Origin of the sequence: Methylobacter sp. BlB1 (genome assembly GCF_015476545.1) — a bacterium.
GTDB lineage: Bacteria > Pseudomonadota > Gammaproteobacteria > Methylococcales > Methylomonadaceae > Methylobacter.
Genome location: NZ_JADMKV010000021.1, coordinates 1 through 19,041 on the forward strand (window position 1 = coordinate 1; position 19,041 = coordinate 19,041).

Genomic DNA, 19,041 nt, shown 5'->3' on the forward strand with positions numbered 1-19,041 from the left:
TTTGGCACATCGTGATGCCGCAGGGAAGAGGAGGAGTCCATACCATTATCCTACGGCCCTTCTTTTTCCCTTTTTTTATTTTTATTCTCAGAAGCTTAGGCGTTAAAGTATTCTTCCTGTTTAGTTGCTGCTTGGCTGCTTTTCTAACGTGGCTTTCATTTCATCCGCCGGCATTCTTTGTTGAACATAAAATGGCTGTCATGAATTCGGCGTATTTTGTATTTCTATTTACCATGGGCATTGTCGCGGCATGGTTTTCGTTCGGTGAAAATAGCGAGCATCGAATGAAAGTATTCAAGTGGAAAATATGGCTGCTGTTTATGGTTTGCGCATTTGCGTTTTCAATGTTTGTATGGGAATACCGTATCTTTAGCAGAGATAATTTCCGATATTTTTTCAATAATGTTTATAAAATTGATCCATTGTTTGGTGTTGTAACAGCCCTGCTTTTGATAGGTTTTTCATCGCTGAGCAATACGAACTGGCTGCGTAAGGCCGTTGAAAATAAAATGCTTGTTTCCATGGGCGGGTTTTCTTACTCCTTATATCTGATTCACATCCCGATATTGGCATTCGTTTTTCACTTAATAGTAGAATTGAAAATTATCCAAATATCGCGAGATTTATCATTTGTTGTGCTACTTATTTTTGGCGGTGGATCTTCCATCCTATTTGCCTGGGCTTTCAGTCGTGTGTTCGAGACCAGACTGTGGATGCGCTTATTTAGGAAGGACGCTGATAGCTGTTTGAATGAAAAAGCAGTGGATAAACTTGAAACTGTGCTGAAAAATAATTAGTCATAATTGTAAGTTTTCTGGGTAAAGGTGTGCATGGAGAATATCGGTTCAATTCCCGCCGCCTCCCCAATTCCAAATACAACCTGATCCAAGGTTGTACAAAAACCCACAAGTCCATAAGGCTTCGTGTTTTTTACTGTCCAAAGAAATCTAACAAAATGCAGTAACAATCGACGATTTATGCAGTGTAGTATAGCCACATCACATCGGCGGCGCCTTCCTGGTTCGGGTTCGGGTTCGGCTTAAGCGCTTAGCGGACCAAACCGGTCGCACAGCCTATCAACTCAGGCGGGGCTTGCTGGAAAATCACCTCATCCAGCAGCTGAAGAATTCATCGCTCAAAATAGTCCTTGCGTAAGATCTGACCAATAGTTGGAATTTTTTTATCAATGAGAATGCTTTGGTCAGTCGCTTTACACTGAGCATTTAAAACAAGGCTAATCTTTCCTTATCAAACCTCGACCGTCTTTCTATCAAGCAAATAGTCAGTAACCACATCCCAAACCGGCCTTCCCGTATCAGCCTGCCCTACGCTGGCCCAGCCAGTAATTTTATATGACCTGTCCGCCGCACAAGCCTCTCCGTTGGCCAGCCGCATGCGGCTGATCCGCCGGCCGAATTCCGCTTCGGGATCGCAAGCAAAGGTCATGCCCCCCACCCTGACCATATCGCCGCCCTGCTGATAATAAGGATCCTTATTGAACAAATTGTCGGCGACATCCTCCAGAATCGCTTTCAGTTCCCGACCCGTCAGGGTTCTGACATAGGTTTCAGGATAAGTAATCGCAGTCTGGCTCATGACATCCTCGAAGGTGATGGTCTGCCCAGGCAGCAGCGACGTGCCCCAGCGGAAGCCCGGCGACAAAGCAATCTGTGCATCGTTGACCGCGAGCTGGGCATCCAGAATCAACTGATCGAACGTGCCGCAAAACGTGTCGCGCCGATAAAGCAGATCATCGGTGATCCCCAGCGGCCGCTGTAATTGCGCTAAATAAGGCTGCCTGACGGTATCGATCAGCGCCTGCATGTCCTTGTCCGGTTCCAGCAGGTTCGAGAACACCGGCAATAGGCGATAACGCAGATCCCTAAGCCGGCCGGGCTGAATATCCAAATCCAGCACAGCCAGAAATTTGCCGTGGCTGCCGGCATTTGTAACCCAGGTTGTCCCGCCGGCATTTTTGACCGGTATGGGCTTCGGCAAGGCATCATGGATATGACCGCCGAGAATCACATCAAGGCCCGATACGCGCGATGCCAGTTTCAGGTCGACCGGCGCGCCGTTGTGGGACAGCAGCACGATCGCGTCGGCCTCCTTGGCGGCCTTGATGTGATTAATGGTCCGCTGCAGCTTTTGCTCGTGAACGCCGAACTGCCAGTCCGGCGTGAATCGCTTTGGATTGGCAATCGGCGTATAAGGGAAAGCCTGGCCGATAACGGCAACCCTGCCCTGCCTGAAGGCTTTGATGACATACGGCTTGAAGACGGCATCGGTTTCGGCATCGCCGCCAAACTGCGCCTCCTCGGTCAGGGCGATATTCTGCGCGATGAATTCGCCCCGGAACCGGGCAATATTGTCCAGCACCTGCCGGCTGCCGTATGTGAACTCCCAATGCCCCGTCATGATATCGACGCCGAGCAGATTCGAGGCATCGACCATATCCTGCCCTTTGGTCCATAAGGCCGTGGCCGAACCCTGCCAGCTGTCGCCGCCATCCAGCAACAGTGTATTTTCATGGCCGCGCACCTGCCGGATCTGCTTGATTAATGTCGCCAGATGCGCAAAGCCGCCCATTTTTCCGTACACAGCAGCCATTTCAGCGAAATCCAGATACGTGAAGGCATAAGCTTCGGCGCTGCCGGGCTTGATGCCGTAAAAATCGAGAAATTGCCGGCCGGTCAAGTGCGGCGGCTTGTTCTTGCTTTCGCCAACGCCGATATTGACCGCAGGCTCTCTGAAATAGATCGGCAGCAGCTGGGCATGGCAATCGGTAAAGTGCAGCAGTGTCGCATTGCCGAATTCAGGCAGATCATACAGCTCGGCAGGTCGGCCAGTGCAGCCCGACAGCCCAAGCAAGGTCAGGCATTGAAGGAAATGACGGCGATTCATGCAAACATATTAAGGAATAATGACCCGACAGTCAGGCACTTTCTGCTGCAGCAAACGCTGCAAGGTTTGCTTGGCCTCTGGCTCGCCATGCACGAGCCTGATTTCCTGCGGCTTTTTGCGCATGCGAGTGACAAAACGGACCAGCGAATCCTGATCCGCATGCGCGGAGTAGCCGTCTAACGTATAAACGCCGGCATTGATCGTATAAATCTGGCTATCCAGTTCGACCTGACCATGCACCGGCCCATTTTGCTGAATAGTTCTCCCGGGCGTGCCCTCGGCCTGAAAGCCGGCGAGCAGAATGTCCGTTCGCGGGTCTTCGATCAGGGCTTTCAGATAATTGAGCATGCGACCGCCGCTGCTCATGCCGCTGGCGGCCAGCACGATGCATGGATTGGCCGTGCGTTTTAAATAGGAAAGCGCATCCAGATGATCCTGATGGCTGTTGATGGTCGTTAATTGTTCAAACGACAGCGGATGGCGACCGGCGTTGACCCTGGCGCGGGCCTCGGCGTCCCAGAAGGCTTTCAGCTTTCTGTAGGCCTGCGTGAATTTGTTGGCCAGCGGCGAATCGACAATGATTTCGATCTCGCCCCAGGTCAATCCTTTCGCCACGGGCTCACTTCGGCTGTGATGGATGATGTCTTCAAACTCATACAGCAGTTCCTGTGTGCGTTCGATGCTGAAGGACGGTATCAGGATCACGCCGCTGTTTTTCATACAGCGCTTGATGTGCTGCTTCAGCAGGACTTTTCGCCGGCGTCGATTGACGTGTTTTCTGTCGCCATAAGTGCTTTCCAGCACCAGCACATCGGCCTGATAAGGCGACTTCGGCGCCGCCAGTAAAGGCGTGTAGGGGCCTCCCAGATCGCCGGAGAAGACAACGCGCTGCCTGGCGGATGGCGTTTCGACATCGCATTCGATATAGGCCGAACCCAGAATATGCCCGGCCGGTTTGAATCTGACCCGGAGCCTGGCGCTGCCGTCTCCCGCTAACGGAACCGTCTGCCAGCGGCCATAAGGCACAGCAACGATCTGGCTCTTCAGCACATCCAGAAACTGACGCGCCAGCTCTTTATCGAGCGCCAAACCGACTTCCACGGCATCTCTCATCACCAGCGGCAATAGCTCAACCGTCAATTCGGAGCAATAAATCGGCCCTTGAAAACCCGCCGCCATCAGATAGGGAATCCGCCCGACATGATCGGCGTGGCAATGCGTAATCAGCAACGCCCGCACGGACGCAATCGGAAAATCGATAGCCAGGCGGTTGTAATTGGCGCCGCCCGGCGAGGCTTCCAGGCCCTGGAATAAGCCGCAGTCGATCAGCACGGAATTGGCCTGGTCGATCTGCAACTCATGGCAGGAGCCCGTTACGCCGGTAACGGCGCCATGATGCAGGATTAACGGATAGGATGGGTGATTCATGCCGACTTTCGCGACCTTGATATTAAGAAGCGATATTATGCAGGAATCAATTTTTCGGCGATATAGCGAACTTCTCCAAGCCAGCCAAGCTGCAGCTTGACGCAACCTCAATGTCAAAAACTAAAATCGCCCGGCCGCATGATGCGCGTGTAGGGTCGAATTCACTTGTGCCCTTTAGGGTATTCGACCCGAAGCTGAGCTGCACCAGCTATTTTTTATGGTCTGGTGCGCCTTCAATAATCTGTACGCGCGGCGTGATGCCGCACACCAGCGTATAAGGAATGGTATCGGCGCATCGGGCGATTTCCTCAACAGCCAATCCCTCGCCCCACAAGGTCACTGGATCGCCGGGTTTTGCGTCCGGCTGAGTGGCCAGATCGACGGTAATCATGTCCATGGATACCCGGCCGATCAGCGGCACGCGCTTGCCGTTGACCAGCACCGGCGTTCCGGGTTTGGCATAGCGCGGGTAGCCGTCGCCGTAACCTATGGCCACCACGCCCAGCGTCGTATTTTTTTTGCACATCCAGCCGCCGCCATAACCGACAGTTTCGCCTTCCAGAACCGGCTTGACCGCGATCAGCCGCGAGTGCAGGCTCATGACCGGTTTGAGCCCCAATTCCTGTCCCGTGCTGCCGGGGAACGGGGAAATGCCATAGAGCATGACGCCAGGGCGCACCCAGTCGGTCAATGACTCCCGCCAGCCCAAGATGCCGGCCGAGTTGGCGATGCTGCGCTGGCCGGGCAAGGAGGCCACGGTCTCATTGAACAGGCGGATCTGTTTCAGCGTTTTATCGTCATTTTTATCGTCAGCACTGGCCAGATGCGTCACTAGGTTAACCGGATGCCTGAGGATGGCGCAATGCTGCAAACGCTCGTAGACAGCAATAAGATCCTTGGCTTTAAAGCCCAGCCGGTTCATGCCGGTGTCGATTTTCAGCCAGGCCGTCAGCGCTTCCTGCTCTTTCCGGTCTTCGAGGATGTCGAGTTGATAAAGGGAATGCAGCAGCGGTTCCAGCTGGTACTCCAGCAGATCGTCCACCTCTGAGGCGCGGGTAAAACCTTCCAGAACGGCGATCCTGTTGCCGAATCCGGCCTTGCGCAGGCGAATGCCTTCGTCGACACGAGCCACGGCAAAGGCATCGGCGCCTTGCAGGGCTTCGGCGATACGCAGTACGCCGTGGCCATAACCGTTCGCCTTGACGACCGCCATGACTTTGGCGCCGGGCGCGCAGCTGTGCACTTTCGCCAGATTATGCTGAAACGCATTCAAATCAAGTACCGCGTAGGCTGCTGCTGTCATTCATACCCTCCCGGGTACCGGTCATTTTTGTGGTTATTCATAGTCGTCATCGCCATAGGGATTGCCGGCAAAGTTTTCAAAACGCGTGTATTGCCCGAGGAAGGTCAGCCTGACTGTGCCGATAGGACCGTTACGCTGCTTGCCGATGATGATCTCGGCAATGCCTTTGTCCGGGCTGTCCGGGTTGTAGACTTCATCGCGGTATACGAACACGATCAAGTCGGCGTCCTGCTCGATACCGCCCGATTCACGCAGATCCGACATCACCGGCCGCTTGTTCGGGCGCTGTTCCAGGTTACGGTTGAGCTGGGACAGGGCGATGACCGGCACTTCCAGTTCCTTGGCCAGAGCTTTGAGCCCTCGGGAGATATCGGAAATCTGCTGCACGCGGTTGTCGCCGCTGGCGGGAGACTGCATGAGCTGCAAATAGTCGATCACGATCAGGCCCAATGGCCCATGCTCGCGTACGAGCCGTCTGGCCCGGGAACGCACTTCAGTCGGCGTCAGGGCCGGCGTATCGTCGATGAACAGTTTGGTTTCGGCCAGCAGATTGATCGCGGAAGTCAGGCGCGGCCATTCGTCGTCATCGAGCTTGCCGGTTCTGACCTTGTGCTGGTCGATGCGGCCCAGGGACGACATCATACGCATGGCCAATGAATCGCCGGGCATTTCCATACTGAACACGGCCACCGGCTTGTCGCCCTTGATGGCGATGTTCTCGGCCATGTTCATGGCGATCGTGGTCTTGCCCATCGACGGTCGGCCGGCCACGATGATCAAATCGGACGACTGCAAGCCCGACGTCATTTCATCGAAATCGGCAAAGCCGGTGCTGGCGCCGGTGATGTTGCCTTCCTGTTCGAACAGCGTTTCGATCTTGTCGACGGCTGTCGCCAGCAAGGTCTTGATCGACTGAAAGCCGCCCTGCCCGCGCTGCTTTTGTTCTGCGATTTCGAAGACTTGGCGCTCGGCGTTTTCGAGCAGCTCGGCCGTATCGCGGCCTTCAGGGTTAAACGCCGAATCGGAAATATTGGTGCCAACATGGATCAGCTGCCGCAAAACCGAGCGGTCTCTGACGATGTTGGCATAAGCGACGATATTGGCGGCGCTGGGCGTGTCTCTGGCGAGCATGCCCAGATAGGCCAAACCGCCGGCATTTTCCAGTTCGCCTATGGCATCCAGCGCTTCGGATAGCGTAATGACGTCGAAAGGAATCTGTTTTTCGGCCAGTTGCGCGATGGCCCTGAAAATCAGCCGATGATCTTTCCTGTAAAAATCAGTCTCTACTATTTTATCCGCGACTGAATCCCAGGTTTGATTATCCAGCATCAATCCGCCCAGTACCGACTGCTCGGCCTGGATGGAATTGGGCGGGACTTTCAGGGCATCCAGAGCGTAATCACGGTCATAAGAATAATTTTCGGGCATAATCCACAGCGCTAAAAATGTTAATCAAAGGTGCTTACTCAAGGACAGGCAGGTCTGAAAATTTCAGACAATGCGCGGAAAAAATAAGGAATAGCCAAAATAACGATAAGGTAGCGAGAGGGCTGATTGTCAGTGATAGCCTGTGCCATATCATTGAATTCCGACATTTCCTTCTTTGAAGAAAGGGATATTATAGACCAGTTTGGCTTCATGCACTTACCGAATTATTTGCCGGAAGCACGCTGCCTTCTTTGTTTATCACCGGTCTTCAAGCCCATCCGTCAGCAAAATACGCAGAGTTTAAAGCTTGCCGCTTAAAATAGCTTTAATCGGTTGGGGTGCTACATGAAAGCCGGCGATGCCGAGGTTGCCGCCCGAACGGACGGCAGTCGCCATTGTCAATAGCTTCAAACCGATCCCGCCAGGTAATCGCCATGCCCCATTCATTGCCGTTATTGCCCTATCAACCTTCAGAACTCGCTGACCGGCTATTGGCTGGCGGACAGCGGATTTTGCTGTGCGGAGAAACCGGCATCGGCAAATCCACACTGACCGCCGAGCTGGCGCGCATCATCGCCTCTCACGGCCTGGCCTGCTCCGGCATTACTGCCGACCCTGGATCACCCGGCTTCGGCCTGCCCGGCACCGTGTCGCTGGGACAATGGCAGGCGTCCGGCTGGCAAGTGCTGGCTTTTGAAGCTCTGTGCACGCTCGATGCGGGCCGCTTCCGCCTGCCGCTGATAACGGCCGTAAACAGGCTGAGCAGTCAAGCGCCGCCCGGCCTGCTGCTGATCGATGCGCCGGGCGTGATCCGGGGCATTGCCGGCTCGGAGCTGCTGCCCGGCATGGTCGAATTAGTGAGCATCGATACCGTGCTGATGCTGGGGCGGCAGTCCAAACAGGTGCCGTTGCTGAACGAACTGCTGGCGCTGCCGGTTCGCGTCATGGCGGTTCATGCCCATCCCGAGGCTCGCCGGCCCGGCAAAAAGGCCCGTACCCGAAACAGAACCAGGACATGGCGGGCCTATCTCAACGCCGCGCATGAAACAACGCTAAACCTGTCCGACATTCGGCTGATCGGCGCTCCGCCGCCCGTTGACGTGCCCGATGCCTGGCCGGGCCGCCAATGCGCCTTCATCGACGCCGACCGTACCGTGGCCATCGGCGAGATCGTCGCCCTGCAGGACGGGAAGCTAAATGTCCGACTGCCTGCCGCCTCGGCAACAACCGATATTTTGCTGCTGCGCGATGCGCGCACCGAAAAAAACGGCCTACTCGGCAGCGCCGAACCGTTTTCATCCAGTGCGCTGCAATACCTGCCGCCGACCGATATCCTGCCTTATCCGACGACCAACTACAGCGGCGGCCCGCGCCCGGTTGCCAAACTGATCGGCGCCTATGCGGCGCTGGTCAATGGCGTCTTCGACGATCCGCTGCTGCATCTGCGATTGCGCCAGCAACAGCGGAGCCTGCTGTTTGATTTGGGCGATTCGGGCAGGCTGCCGGCCCGCATTGCCCATCAAATCAGCGATGTGTTCATCAGCCATGCCCATATCGACCATATCGGCGGCTTTCTCTGGCTGTTGCGCTCCCGCGTCGGCGGGTTTCCCGCCTGCAAACTGTTCGGTCCGCCCGGCTTGATCAACCACATTCAAGGGCTGATCAGCGGATTTCTCTGGGACCGTATCGGTGATACCGGGCCGGTTTTCGAAATCGCCGAAGTGCATGGCGGCCAGTTGCTACGGGCGCGCATCCAGGCCGGTTGTCAAGACCGTGAAGAGTTGCCGGAAATCCGCATCACTGACGGCCTGCTCGTGGACGATCCGGTGTTCAGCGTCCGCACGATCACCCTCGATCACGGCACACCGGTGCAGGCCTATGCCTTTGAGAGCAAGGCCAGACTCAATGTGGACCAGACCGCTCTAAAAGCCCATGGCCTGAGCGCCGGCCCCTGGCTTAACCGACTCAAGCAATGCCTGGCCGAAGGCGATAAAGAGGCGCAGATCCTATTGCCCGACCATACCAGCCGGAAGGCGGCAGAACTCGGCGCCCGGCTCGTGACCGTCACGCCCGGCGAAAAACTGGTCTATGCGACCGATCTGGCCGACACGGAAGCTAATCGAAGCGCCCTGACCGCCTTGGCCCGCAATGCCGACATCTTGTTCTGCGAATCCACTTTCCTCGAAGCCGACCGCGAACAGGCGCGCAGGACTGGCCATCTGACAACAAAGGCCTGCGGCCGGATCGCAACCGCCGCCGATGTCCGGCAACTGGTGCCGTTCCATTTTTCCAGGCGTTACGAGACCAATCCCGAAACGGTTTACCAGGAACTGACCGACGCTTGCTCGCGCGTCGTCATGCCGCCGAAGGACAGTCTGCAGGACATCCGCAAACAAGCTTGAAATGGCGTTACGGCAATCATTAAAAACCCCGAAGGCCGCGAAATTATCTATTTTTTCTTCATGCTCTTCGTGGTAAAAAGCCTCGCTTAACATCACCGAATGACTACTTTATAACCTATGACTGCCAAATCTCTGAACCCTCAGGGCAAAGGGCTCGTTCCGACTCTGGAAAGCCTGATGCAGATCCAAAAAGGACTGACCGTACCTGCCAAGGACATCCTGCAGATAGCCAATGAACTGTTCACCTCGCTTTTCGTGCTGAACAGCCGGATCAAATTCAAACCGGTTGTCGGCCGGACTTACTGGCTATACCGGAAGGATGGGATGTATGGGCTTTCTCTGATCGCGCCTGAAGAGTGGTCGCCTTCAAAATACGGTCAGTTTATCGGCGCCTGCCAATTGCAAGCGGATCTGACCTGGACGCTGGAATTATCGGAGCAATGCCGGGGCGACCGGCAGCTCATGGCGGAAATCACGCAGCAGCGGGAGCGCTTCGATCAAAAACTGAAAACGGCTGAATACATTGACGACATACTGCCTGTTTACATAGCGGCCTTGCCCTTCTATTCGCGCGTACTGGCTTCGGCACTGGCCCATTCCCTGGGGCAATCCATGCAAAAAGGCGGAATTAGCGGACTGAGTTTTAATCAGGCGCGAAAGAAGATGTTGCCAACCCAAACACAATCGCCCTAAATGATTGCCGGCTTTTTTAATGATCACTCCAGGAATTCGTAAATAAATTATGCCACGGTTTCATTGGGAATGAGAGCGAGCAAATCCGTGACTCCGACATCGACACCGGCTTGCGAGAGAAGAGTCGTTGCCTGGCCACGATGGTGGGTCTGATGGTTGAAGAAATGCATGACAAGGCTGAAAAAGTTCTTCTGCGCGGGTATGCCTTTCATATTTGAATAACTCAGGACGTAGCCCAGATCATGTTCGGCAACCGAATGCGCCCATTCCATGATGGTCTGATCAAGCAACTTCCGGTGTTTTGAAAGGCTTTGAATGTCTGTAAAGAGCATCTGATCAAGGCTTATTGGGGTTGGCAGATCTCGTATCATATCGAGTGCTGCATAATTGGCAGGATGGGTTGCGAAGCGCTTCAGCCAAATGGTGTCTGCAACGACCAAATGGTTAAGTGTTCCGAGAATGGAGCCGAAGAATGCGTTTCTATTGGCGTTAAGCTCTTCGATGGGCAGGTTTATGGCAGCCCCATACAGTCTGGCATTCATCCATTCGTTGTACTCCACCATCAGGCAGATAGAGTTGGTACGGCTCACAGAGATTCTCCTAAAGGAAATAATATTCGACATTAAGCCGAACCGCAAAGCAGTATCGGCTTGAATGACTTGGCTGTGCTACCACTTCATAAAAGGCGGCGGGCTTAGCGGGTGTTCGGAGAACCAGTCTGTTGCCCCTTGCATGAGAAATTTATGAAATCCACTGTTCGGTATGGCTTTCTTGACCTGCCTGATATAGCGCCTCGGAAGTCCGAATGTGAAGAAACCAAGTGAAAAATCAACGAGATCGCCCTTTCGGAACAGCTCAACCAGGGGATAACGCTCATCGCCATAAGTGCGTACTTTATGGTGAAATTCGACCATTAAGCCAATTTCATCAGACCAAGCCTGAAGCCCTGCATTGGATAGATACTGTTTTGCCTGAGCGACCGATGGCGAGATATAGTCCATCGTATGGTCTGACCAGATTCCGATATCGTGGAAGCATGCCGCGATAGCCAGTTTTGATTTTTCTTCTTCCGTGCAGGAACGAAGCGCCAAGCAGAAATTGAATACGCGGTATACATGCCCTCTATAGCTGGGGTAGTCATCTCCAATCCTGCTCTTCCACTCCGAGAGAATCTCCTCGATGAAAAGGTGTTTTGTCTCTATGCTCATGCAAATTCCTTTTAAATAATATTTCTAAAATTTCCGCATATCTTCTCTGCTTTTGGCATGAAAAGCAACGCAGCAATGATGTTAGTCCAATTCGCCAACATTCATTATTCGGACTAGTCCGAAACCGGGACAAGATTATTAAAAAATTGCTCGGTGCAATTAGCCCAGGAATAGTTCAAGGCGTAATTTCGACAGTCTTCCGCATCTAATTGCAAAGCCTCAGCAATGGCCTTTTTTAAATCATGATCAAGCCTTCCTACTTTATCGCTGGTAATCACATCCATGGGTCCACTTACCGGAAAAGCCGCAACAGGTATGCCACTGGCTAACGCCTCCAGCATGACGATGCCGAAAGTATCAGTGCGACTGGGGAAAACAAATACATCCGCGGCAGCTATATAGCTGGCCAAGTGTTCACCCGTCTGAAAACCGACAAAAACCGCTTCAGGGAATCTGGCTTTGAGCTCTTTCAGCAGCGGCCCATCCCCCACCACAATTTTTGTTCCTGAAAGATCAGCGGATAAAAAAGCATCGATGTTCTTTTCAACAGCGACTCTTCCGACAAACATCGATATGGGGCGAGACAGTGATAAGAAAGCTTTATCCCTTGGGTAATAAAGATCGGTATCCACGCCGCGAGACCAACGGACCATGCTGTTTTTGAATCCCCTGGCAATCAGATCCGATTCTACGGAGGGCGAAGCCACCATGATCTTTCTTGCCGGCGCATGAAACCAGCGCAGAAAGCCGTAGCCCCACGAGACAGGAATTTTAAAGCGCAAGTTGACGTATTCTGCAAATAAGGTATGAAACGACGTGGTAAATGCCAGATTCCGGCTAAGGCAATATCGCCTTGCCGCGATTCCCAATGGTCCTTCCGTGGCAATGTGAATGCGTTGAGGTTTGAACTCATCCAGCTGAGTTTTCAATTTTTTGTAACAGCCAAGCGCCAACCGGATGGAAGGATAAGTCGGACAGGGAATTGTCTTGAATTGATCGGGGGTAATGAGCTTGATCCGATGCCCCGACCGTTCCAAGGTTGCGCAGGTGTTTGATATGGTCGTCACAACGCCATTTATTTGTGGATGCCATGCATCGCTGATAAACGCAATTCTCAATGTCATAAAGTTCCCGGATGTTATCTGCCGATAGCTGCCAACCGTGCAAGTCCTTAATCTAAAACCATAGGTTTCTAGTCAAAAACGTAAGTTGCAAAATTTCAATGCTATAGCGTGAATATGACCGTTTAATGAAAATCGTGCCGGTAAAAAGCTTTTTGTGCTGGAACAAAGAGATGCCCTGATCTCGCGTGGCTGTTTGAAGGCAAGATTTGCCGAATGCACAAAAAGCACGGCCTCGATCCTCCCTGATTTTTCCGGAAAACATGGCTCATGCGGACCGGCCTGAGTGCATCTTTTTGGGCCGGCGCGCACTGCGACTCGGTACAAGGCACCTGCGCCAATGACAACACCAGTGACATGCAGGCCCGGCGGTACCTGCACGTCACTCCCTGAGGTGCTATAAAGTCTTCAGAAACTCGATCAGATCCCAGCGCTCGTCATCGGTAAGATCGGTTCCATAATAATGCCCCGTGTTCAGGTTGCCGGGCAGGCTCGCATCGAATTTGAAGGCATGCTGGCCCGGTTTCGAACGAAAACCGACTGCTTGCGGATCAAACTCGTGGCTTCCTACATAGAACATTTTCCGACGTTCACTAGGCGGCAACAGCAATTGGTACAGATTCGGCACCGAGCCGTTATGGAGATACGGTGCGGTTGCCCAGATGCCATCCAGCGGGCGGGCGCGATAGGCAAGCAGATTTTTCGGCTTATACGGAGGCAAGCCCTGCGCCTTGAGCCGGTAGCCGATCAGCTCAGCTTTTTCCGCGGGGCTGAACGGCGGATAGGCATCGGCGATGCCGTTGGATACGGCCATGCCGACCAGTGTCGACAATAACACCGGCGCTGGAAGCTCCGTTGCGTCGGTGAAAGGCGCCGGCAGTAACGGCGCCAGACTGCCGGTGTTCGCTTTGCGGGTGGCAAAGTTTAGCGACGTTGCCGGATCGGTGCCGATCTCATCGAGCGGGGTCATTTGCGTTTCGATAAAGCTGACGCCGAATAAGTTCTCGTCCGCCGGCGTCATCGGATAGAACCCGTTCGCATCCGGCAATGAATGACAGGCCTCGCAGCTAGGCTCGCCGCCGCGCGATGTCGAATACAACACGCGCCCGCGGGCGGCCTTTTCGCTATCGATCGGGCCCAGCGCCAATACCGGCCATTTAGGCGATGTCAGGCTGCCTATCCGTTTCTCGAGTTCAAACAGCTCTCTCGGCCTTGCCGTGCTCTTGCCCAACTCGGCAAGCGAACCGGTCAGATTGACGTGCCCGAATACGCCCAGCACCTCCCCGACATTGCGGCCAAACGGATTATTGGCCGATCCGTTCCATTGAACCCAGTCCAGCCGCGGCGAGGTCCACAGGAATGGATAACTGACCGGCGCATCGGGTACGCGGACATTGTCCGGCTGTTGCAGATCGCGGCCAAAGACTTCGTTCATGATGATGCCGAACGCATCGACGCGGCCATAACCGTATGGATGCGTGGGCGTGCTGCGCGCGTCGTACTGCTCCAGCCAAGTCAGTTGGTCGGATACTCGCGCCTGCAATGCAGCCTTGGCAGCGCCTGTGGGATCGGTCAATATAGCCTGGGCGAAGCGATCGAATTTCTCCGGCTGTTCCAGCGTCACACGCAACGCCTGGATCAGGCTCTTCAAAAACATGGTGAAATCGCCCAGCGTCGGCGCGCCATCGATGCGGATAGTCTGGCCCCGGTAACGGATTTCGCCGGTATGACAGGCGGCGCAAGTCATGCCGACCCAAGCCTCGCCATTGTCTGCCGGTTCCCTGGCGAATCCGATCGGCAATCCATCTGGATTGCTGGGCGTATAGGGCTCGTCATCGGCAAGATAACCGAACTGCTCGATGTATTTTGGGTTGATGAACAGCTCGTCTTTATCGGGCTGTTCCAGCGCCAGAAACCACTCATAGGGCAGAAGGTAAGATCCTTGCGGCGTGAAATAGAAACTGCGCCGTTCTTCGTCATTCCAGTTTTGATTCAGGTAAAAGGGGGCATTCAGGTTATGGTTGTCCTTACCTGCATCATCCACCGCGGCAATCGAAACTCCGGCTTGGCCTAAGCCGGACAGCAATGCGGCGAAAAGGCCGATTTTAAAATTATGAAATTGCATGTTTGATCCTCGATCATGTGAAATCTGTCAAGAGCCATACGAAGCATGGCGGACAAACGAGTCCAGAATCTGAAGCAGAAATGCTTGGAGGATGGAAAATAAAAAATTCAGTTGTCCGTTACGCCCAGCGGCGGCCGATTATGGGCACCCGATGACACAGTGTCAATAAATGATGACTATAAGCATGAGCAATGGCTGACAGCGACGATGGGGACAGTCACTCCATCTCGGCCATCAAAATATTTTTACAGTTCTGCATTTCAGCCTGATCTCAGATGCTCAGCAATCACTCCAGCGTTATTTCGAGAGTTGAAACTGGCTCATTCTGGCCGATAGCGGCTAATCGAAACCTTAAATAACCAAGACTTACGCAAGCCTGTTTGAAATTTAGAATGATCAATTCTGCTCTTTGCCCTTATCTCAAAAGCGATTTGGCAGTAAGATTAGCGCCCTGATACTACACCGGGTGTTGATACGAAGAAACATGAGGAAACGCAAGAAAAATACAAATCAAACCGATCTATTCGAGTTGGTGGCGCATCTGGAACAGTTGGAACAAATAAGCTCAGAACTCAAGATGGTCGAATCGCTGGGACAGCAGGAATTGAGCACAATCGTTGAAAAACAGATTGACTGGGTGGAGTTGGAAGAAAATTGAACATAGATGCGAAGCTCAGCTAGATACTGAAGCAATGCACTTGCGGCAAGGTCATAATTAAGCAACAGTTGAAAAGAGGAAATATCGCTATCTCCCCTTCCTTAGTTATCCTAATTATTCAACAAGTTGTATCTCTTCTGAGTCTTGTGCGGACTCGCAAGTGAAAGGAGTGCGATTGCAGACGATGGTAGACGCTTGCGCGGTGGCCGGACCTGGACGGAATCTGGCGCTCGATACAGCGATTTGGAATGTCTGAGGTGTACCATCGCAATCTATTGGTGTCTGATCCAAATCGCCACTTCCAATAATAACATTGGATCTAGTACGTTGAATGATTATCCCAGTTGTGCCAGCGAGGAAACTATTAGCACCCAAATCACAAGTGATCTCAACTGACATGACGGCGGCCCTCCCAACAAGGCGAGCTTCATCTACCACATCGATAGTCGTCACCGCAGTCGCTAGGGTGGGAACTGATAACACAACCATAACAAGGGCTAATGCAGGGACGAAACTAATACGTTTGTTCATTGCTTTTTTCCTCTTAAGTTAAGTTGACACAAGTGAAACAAATTGTCCCCTCCATGAGATAGAAAGGTATAAAACGAAGCGTTTTACACCAATATCCTGAAACTCAGGCAATCCAAGACATCGTCTCTCTTCTCGTTACCATTAACTAACTACTAAAATAAGCGGATTCTAGCGGAGCGCTAGTGCAAAGGGCGGCTTGACTTGATGCGATATTTATTGATATTGAGCCAAGCTGGATTTCTTATGTAGGCGGCCATTGTATATAGTTCTGGTCGGATTTCTATAAGTAGGAATACTGATAAATTAGAGTTTGAGCGCGGTAGGATGCGGTTCGTGCCTGACCGCATCCTACCTGAATCTGTTTGAATCTTAATGAGAGAGACAATCGAACAGCACTCTACAGGCCGCTATTATCAATGCTTTTGTATTATCGTTTTTTTAAATATACCGTCATTTATACCGTCACAGACTTAGCCTTGCTCAACTTTTTACCCCGCACCCCTGTTTGTTACGCCGTTTCGGTAGCGGGCAATTTTGCCTATGTTACGCGCTACATTCATGAAACAATCAAGCTGAAAAACACCAGGCATAAAAAAGCCGCCAAACTTTCGTAAGGCGGCCTCTATCCGACACTTTTAACGAGGATGCGTAGTCGGCAACGCATTTCTCCATGGACGAATGGAAATTTTTAAAATTTTAAGCGGTCAACTTAACAACACACAGTCCAGAAGTGAAAACCGCATTAACGTCATGTGTCCCGTCCAATATGGCTACGTCATCACCTCTGAAATCTGGCTTGTTTGTTTCAATTAGTGGCAATCCTTTTTCATCTAATACTTGCAATGTTATAGAAGAATGTTGTTCTGGATCTGGCAACAAGTAACTGGCTGTTAATCCTGATCTTCCTATTACTTCAATGTCTAAGCCAGAATGTTTAACTCTTATTTTTGCAGCAACTTCATTTGACGCAGGACAAATAAAGAATTTAGGTTCTGCCCCAATCAGCTCGCCGGTGCTGGTTGTTAATGCTCTGAAATTCTCAAGAGCTGTCTCAACATCAGCAAGGTTAGAGCCAGGTATTGTGATCGCTGGTGTGGCTGCTTCAAGTGCTGCGTATGTTAAAGCCGCCTCTTTGCGATAGAGTGCCGTTCTCATGGCGTTAATAGCACTCGATAGCCATTTTTGATTGTTTATCCAAACATGTCTAGAAACCGTTAAGCGCGTTCTTAGGTGCTTTAATTTAGCATTGATGGGCATCTCAAATTCAACTGGCTGCCCGTGGATTTCTTCCAGTTCCGCCGCTTCCTGTACTGGCAAATCATCCAGGCCAGCGATATATTCAACGTCCTTGAAATCCTGCACTGGATCTATTTTGCAGAATTTTCTATGTACCGGCTCGAATTTCGGCATCGGTACATAGCGTATAGCATGGGCCAATACTGCTGGCAGGTCAGATGATGAGATTGACCTAGCAGCAACAAAGGCACGTTCTATGCTAACTATTTTGTAATCATCTCCAGTTCTGCTTGATAGCTCCTGCGCTATTGGATGAGGTGTGAGAGGCTGTAGACCTTGCCGTAATGCGAAAAAATCACCGAATACGCGCCGGTGTTCGCTGGGTTTCAGAAGATTAAGAAGTTTAAGTTCTGGAATTTCTCTTACTGATGCAACCACTATTTAACCTCCGCAAAAGTACCGTCCGGTGTTTTGAATACCAGCGTGTTACCGTTTTTGATGGGCGGATATATAACCGGTTGGGCTTCTGCGTTTTTGTCGTCGATAATCCAGCCGACAACCGGAATATGACGAAACTCGCTGTAATTGTTTGAGCCTTTTGGTTTTTCAAAAAATAAAACTGATCCCGTGTCAGGGATAACATGCAATGCCATTGTTAATCGCTCCTATGTGAAAAATTATGATTATATTTTCCACATAAGTAATTGAAATTTATATATATCAATATTTCAGTATATTATAAATTTGCCTTTGCGATTCAGGGATAGGGTTAATCTTGTCTATGGTGCTTATAATTGGATTACACTTTCGGTGCTGTCTTAATAAGTCTACCTGTTTGGCAATAATGCCAGCCTTTGACCAGATTGAACCGTCTAATGTATTGGCATAATCTTTTAGTGCTAAATCTCGGCGCTGTTTGCGTTCTTCGCTGTTATCAAATATTCCAAAGGCATCCGGTAGGCTTTCGCCATTTAGCCAATGTTCTAATGAATCAATGAGCCATTGTTTGGTGTTGTCTGGAATCTGTAGATTAGCTACTAGGCAATCATGGAGCGTTTCAAGCTGGCTTATTGATCTCATACCTATCCTGCTCGTTATTTACGAAATCATCATCCGTTACATCGTCAAACCAGTCTATGTCCATGTCGGCTATCTCATTTCTGACGTTAGCAATGACACTGGAAACTAGGTTAAGATCATCGGCGGTTAGCCTATCAGATGCCAACCTTAATTTACCCGGTATCGTATCAAGTTGCGCCGCTACCCTTGCCATTACATCAGACAGGCCCAGCTCAAGCGCCTCAATTGGTCCATATTCACGCCTGGTAATAGCGTTTTGCATGTTGATTCTTTCCTCTTGGGCGTTTGCTAATCTAGTTCTAGCGGCTGCAAGGCTATTATCATTTCCCGCTCTTCCAGCGGCTTGTTCGCGCAAATGTGAACAATAACCAAGTAGCCATTCTCTCAACGTTTGATCCGGCCCAATAATGCCCCTTGCGGCCATATCTCTTACTGATCTATCTGAAACGCCAATTAACTCTGCGAATTTCTTTTGTGAACATGGTATTGAAAAATCAATCATATATTTAATCTCATGATATATAACAATAAATTAGGATAGGAACCCCTTTATGAGTTTCCCGTCATTAGTGAAAAAGCGAGGTTCGTTCTACCCGTACTAAACCCTCTAAAGAGGGACCCAACACTTACCCCCCCCTTGCCATATATAAAGAGAAGGGGAATCGGTGGAGATATGTTTTTGTAAAAATATTCCCCCCCCTACCTCTCAGAATTGAGGGAATTGAGGGAGATCGCCTTCAATCCCAGAAGCGGCGCGGCTTCCAAGCTCCCTCAACCGCTAAAAACGTGAGGGAGATTTCCCTCAAATGACTCAATATCTCCCTCAAATCTGCCTTCTTTTCGGAGTTATCCATTTAAATAGCCTGATTCTTTGTTTATGCCTGGTGTTTTTGTCTCCCTCAAATTTGAGGGAGTCTCCCTTAT

The 19,041-nt window shown here is 51.6% G+C and carries 17 protein-coding genes; 4 read left to right on the forward strand and 13 right to left on the reverse strand.

What is annotated here, in order from left to right; translation table 11 throughout:
- Positions 1–797, forward strand: a 797-nt coding sequence (locus IT781_RS09975; RefSeq protein WP_194970011.1) for an acyltransferase, incomplete at its 5' end; no start/stop codon positions are given.
- Between the two features lie 451 nt (positions 798–1,248).
- Here IT781_RS09975 and soxB read toward each other — a convergent pair.
- The 4 genes from soxB to dnaB all read right to left on the reverse strand — a co-directional run bounded on the left by soxB (position 1,249) and on the right by dnaB (position 7,063).
- Positions 1,249–2,904, reverse strand: coding sequence for a thiosulfohydrolase SoxB (gene soxB / locus IT781_RS09980; protein WP_194970012.1), 1,656 nt, complete (start codon positions 2,902–2,904; stop codon positions 1,249–1,251).
- Positions 2,905–2,913: 9 nt separating this feature from the next.
- Positions 2,914–4,332 carry an MBL fold metallo-hydrolase RNA specificity domain-containing protein gene (locus tag IT781_RS09985; RefSeq protein ID WP_194970013.1) on the reverse strand — a complete coding sequence of 473 codons (1,419 nt, stop codon included), beginning with the start codon at positions 4,330–4,332 and terminating at the stop codon, positions 2,914–2,916.
- A 208-nt stretch (positions 4,333–4,540) separates the two neighbouring features.
- Positions 4,541–5,635 carry an alanine racemase gene (gene alr, locus IT781_RS09990; RefSeq protein WP_194970014.1) on the reverse strand — a complete coding sequence of 365 codons (1,095 nt, stop codon included), beginning with the start codon at positions 5,633–5,635 and terminating at the stop codon, positions 4,541–4,543.
- A gap of 33 nt (positions 5,636–5,668) precedes the next feature.
- Positions 5,669–7,063, reverse strand: a complete 1,395-nt coding sequence (dnaB, locus tag IT781_RS09995) for a replicative DNA helicase (protein WP_194970015.1) — start codon at positions 7,061–7,063, stop codon at positions 5,669–5,671.
- 434 nt (positions 7,064–7,497) lie between these two features.
- Here dnaB and IT781_RS10000 point away from each other — a divergent pair, with 434 nt between their 5' ends.
- Together IT781_RS10000 and IT781_RS10005 are read left to right on the forward strand one after the other, a co-directional pair.
- Positions 7,498–9,465 (forward strand): MBL fold metallo-hydrolase, encoded by a 1,968-nt coding sequence (locus tag IT781_RS10000; RefSeq protein ID WP_194970016.1) that lies wholly within the window; start codon positions 7,498–7,500, stop codon positions 9,463–9,465.
- 117 nt (positions 9,466–9,582) lie between these two features.
- Positions 9,583–10,158, forward strand: a complete 576-nt coding sequence (locus IT781_RS10005; protein ID WP_228779054.1) for a DUF2452 domain-containing protein — start codon at positions 9,583–9,585, stop codon at positions 10,156–10,158.
- Between the two features lie 47 nt (positions 10,159–10,205).
- Here IT781_RS10005 and IT781_RS10010 read toward each other — a convergent pair whose 3' ends face one another.
- From IT781_RS10010 to IT781_RS10025, 4 genes are all read right to left on the reverse strand, one after another.
- Positions 10,206–10,748: a DinB family protein gene (locus IT781_RS10010; RefSeq protein WP_194970017.1), complete on the reverse strand. Its 543-nt coding sequence runs from the start codon at positions 10,746–10,748 to the stop codon at positions 10,206–10,208.
- Between the two features lie 78 nt (positions 10,749–10,826).
- The gene (locus IT781_RS10015; protein WP_194970018.1) at positions 10,827–11,366 is read right to left on the reverse strand and encodes a hypothetical protein; all 540 of its coding nucleotides are present in this window, start codon (positions 11,364–11,366) and stop codon (positions 10,827–10,829) included.
- A gap of 113 nt (positions 11,367–11,479) precedes the next feature.
- Positions 11,480–12,490: a glycosyltransferase family 1 protein gene (locus tag IT781_RS10020; protein WP_194970019.1), complete on the reverse strand. Its 1,011-nt coding sequence runs from the start codon at positions 12,488–12,490 to the stop codon at positions 11,480–11,482.
- A 394-nt stretch (positions 12,491–12,884) separates the two neighbouring features.
- Positions 12,885–14,612 carry a di-heme-cytochrome C peroxidase gene (locus tag IT781_RS10025; RefSeq protein ID WP_194970020.1) on the reverse strand — a complete coding sequence of 576 codons (1,728 nt, stop codon included), beginning with the start codon at positions 14,610–14,612 and terminating at the stop codon, positions 12,885–12,887.
- A 484-nt stretch (positions 14,613–15,096) separates the two neighbouring features.
- Here IT781_RS10025 and IT781_RS10030 point away from each other — a divergent pair, with 484 nt between their 5' ends.
- Positions 15,097–15,270 (forward strand): hypothetical protein, encoded by a 174-nt coding sequence (locus IT781_RS10030; protein ID WP_194970021.1) that lies wholly within the window; start codon positions 15,097–15,099, stop codon positions 15,268–15,270.
- Positions 15,271–15,384: 114 nt separating this feature from the next.
- Here the strand turns inward: IT781_RS10030 and IT781_RS10035 are convergent, their stop codons facing one another.
- The 5 genes from IT781_RS10035 to IT781_RS10055 all read right to left on the reverse strand — a co-directional run bounded on the left by IT781_RS10035 (position 15,385) and on the right by IT781_RS10055 (position 18,619).
- A complete protein-coding gene (locus IT781_RS10035; RefSeq protein WP_194970022.1) occupies positions 15,385–15,801 on the reverse strand; it encodes a hypothetical protein in 417 nt (138 codons plus the stop codon).
- Between the two features lie 696 nt (positions 15,802–16,497).
- Entirely contained in the window at positions 16,498–17,475 is a 978-nt protein-coding gene (locus IT781_RS10040; protein WP_194970023.1) for a hypothetical protein, read from the reverse strand.
- Entirely contained in the window at positions 17,475–17,690 is a 216-nt protein-coding gene (locus IT781_RS10045; RefSeq protein ID WP_194970024.1) for a hypothetical protein, read from the reverse strand. The genes IT781_RS10040 and IT781_RS10045 overlap by 1 nt, the downstream gene beginning before the upstream one ends.
- Positions 17,691–17,757: 67 nt before the next feature.
- Positions 17,758–18,117: a hypothetical protein gene (locus IT781_RS10050; protein ID WP_194970025.1), complete on the reverse strand. Its 360-nt coding sequence runs from the start codon at positions 18,115–18,117 to the stop codon at positions 17,758–17,760.
- Complete coding sequence (locus IT781_RS10055) at positions 18,095–18,619, reverse strand: hypothetical protein (protein ID WP_194970026.1); 525 nt, start codon at positions 18,617–18,619, stop codon at positions 18,095–18,097. Before IT781_RS10055 ends, IT781_RS10050 begins: the two co-directional genes overlap by 23 nt.
- Positions 18,620–19,041 lie beyond the last annotated feature (422 nt).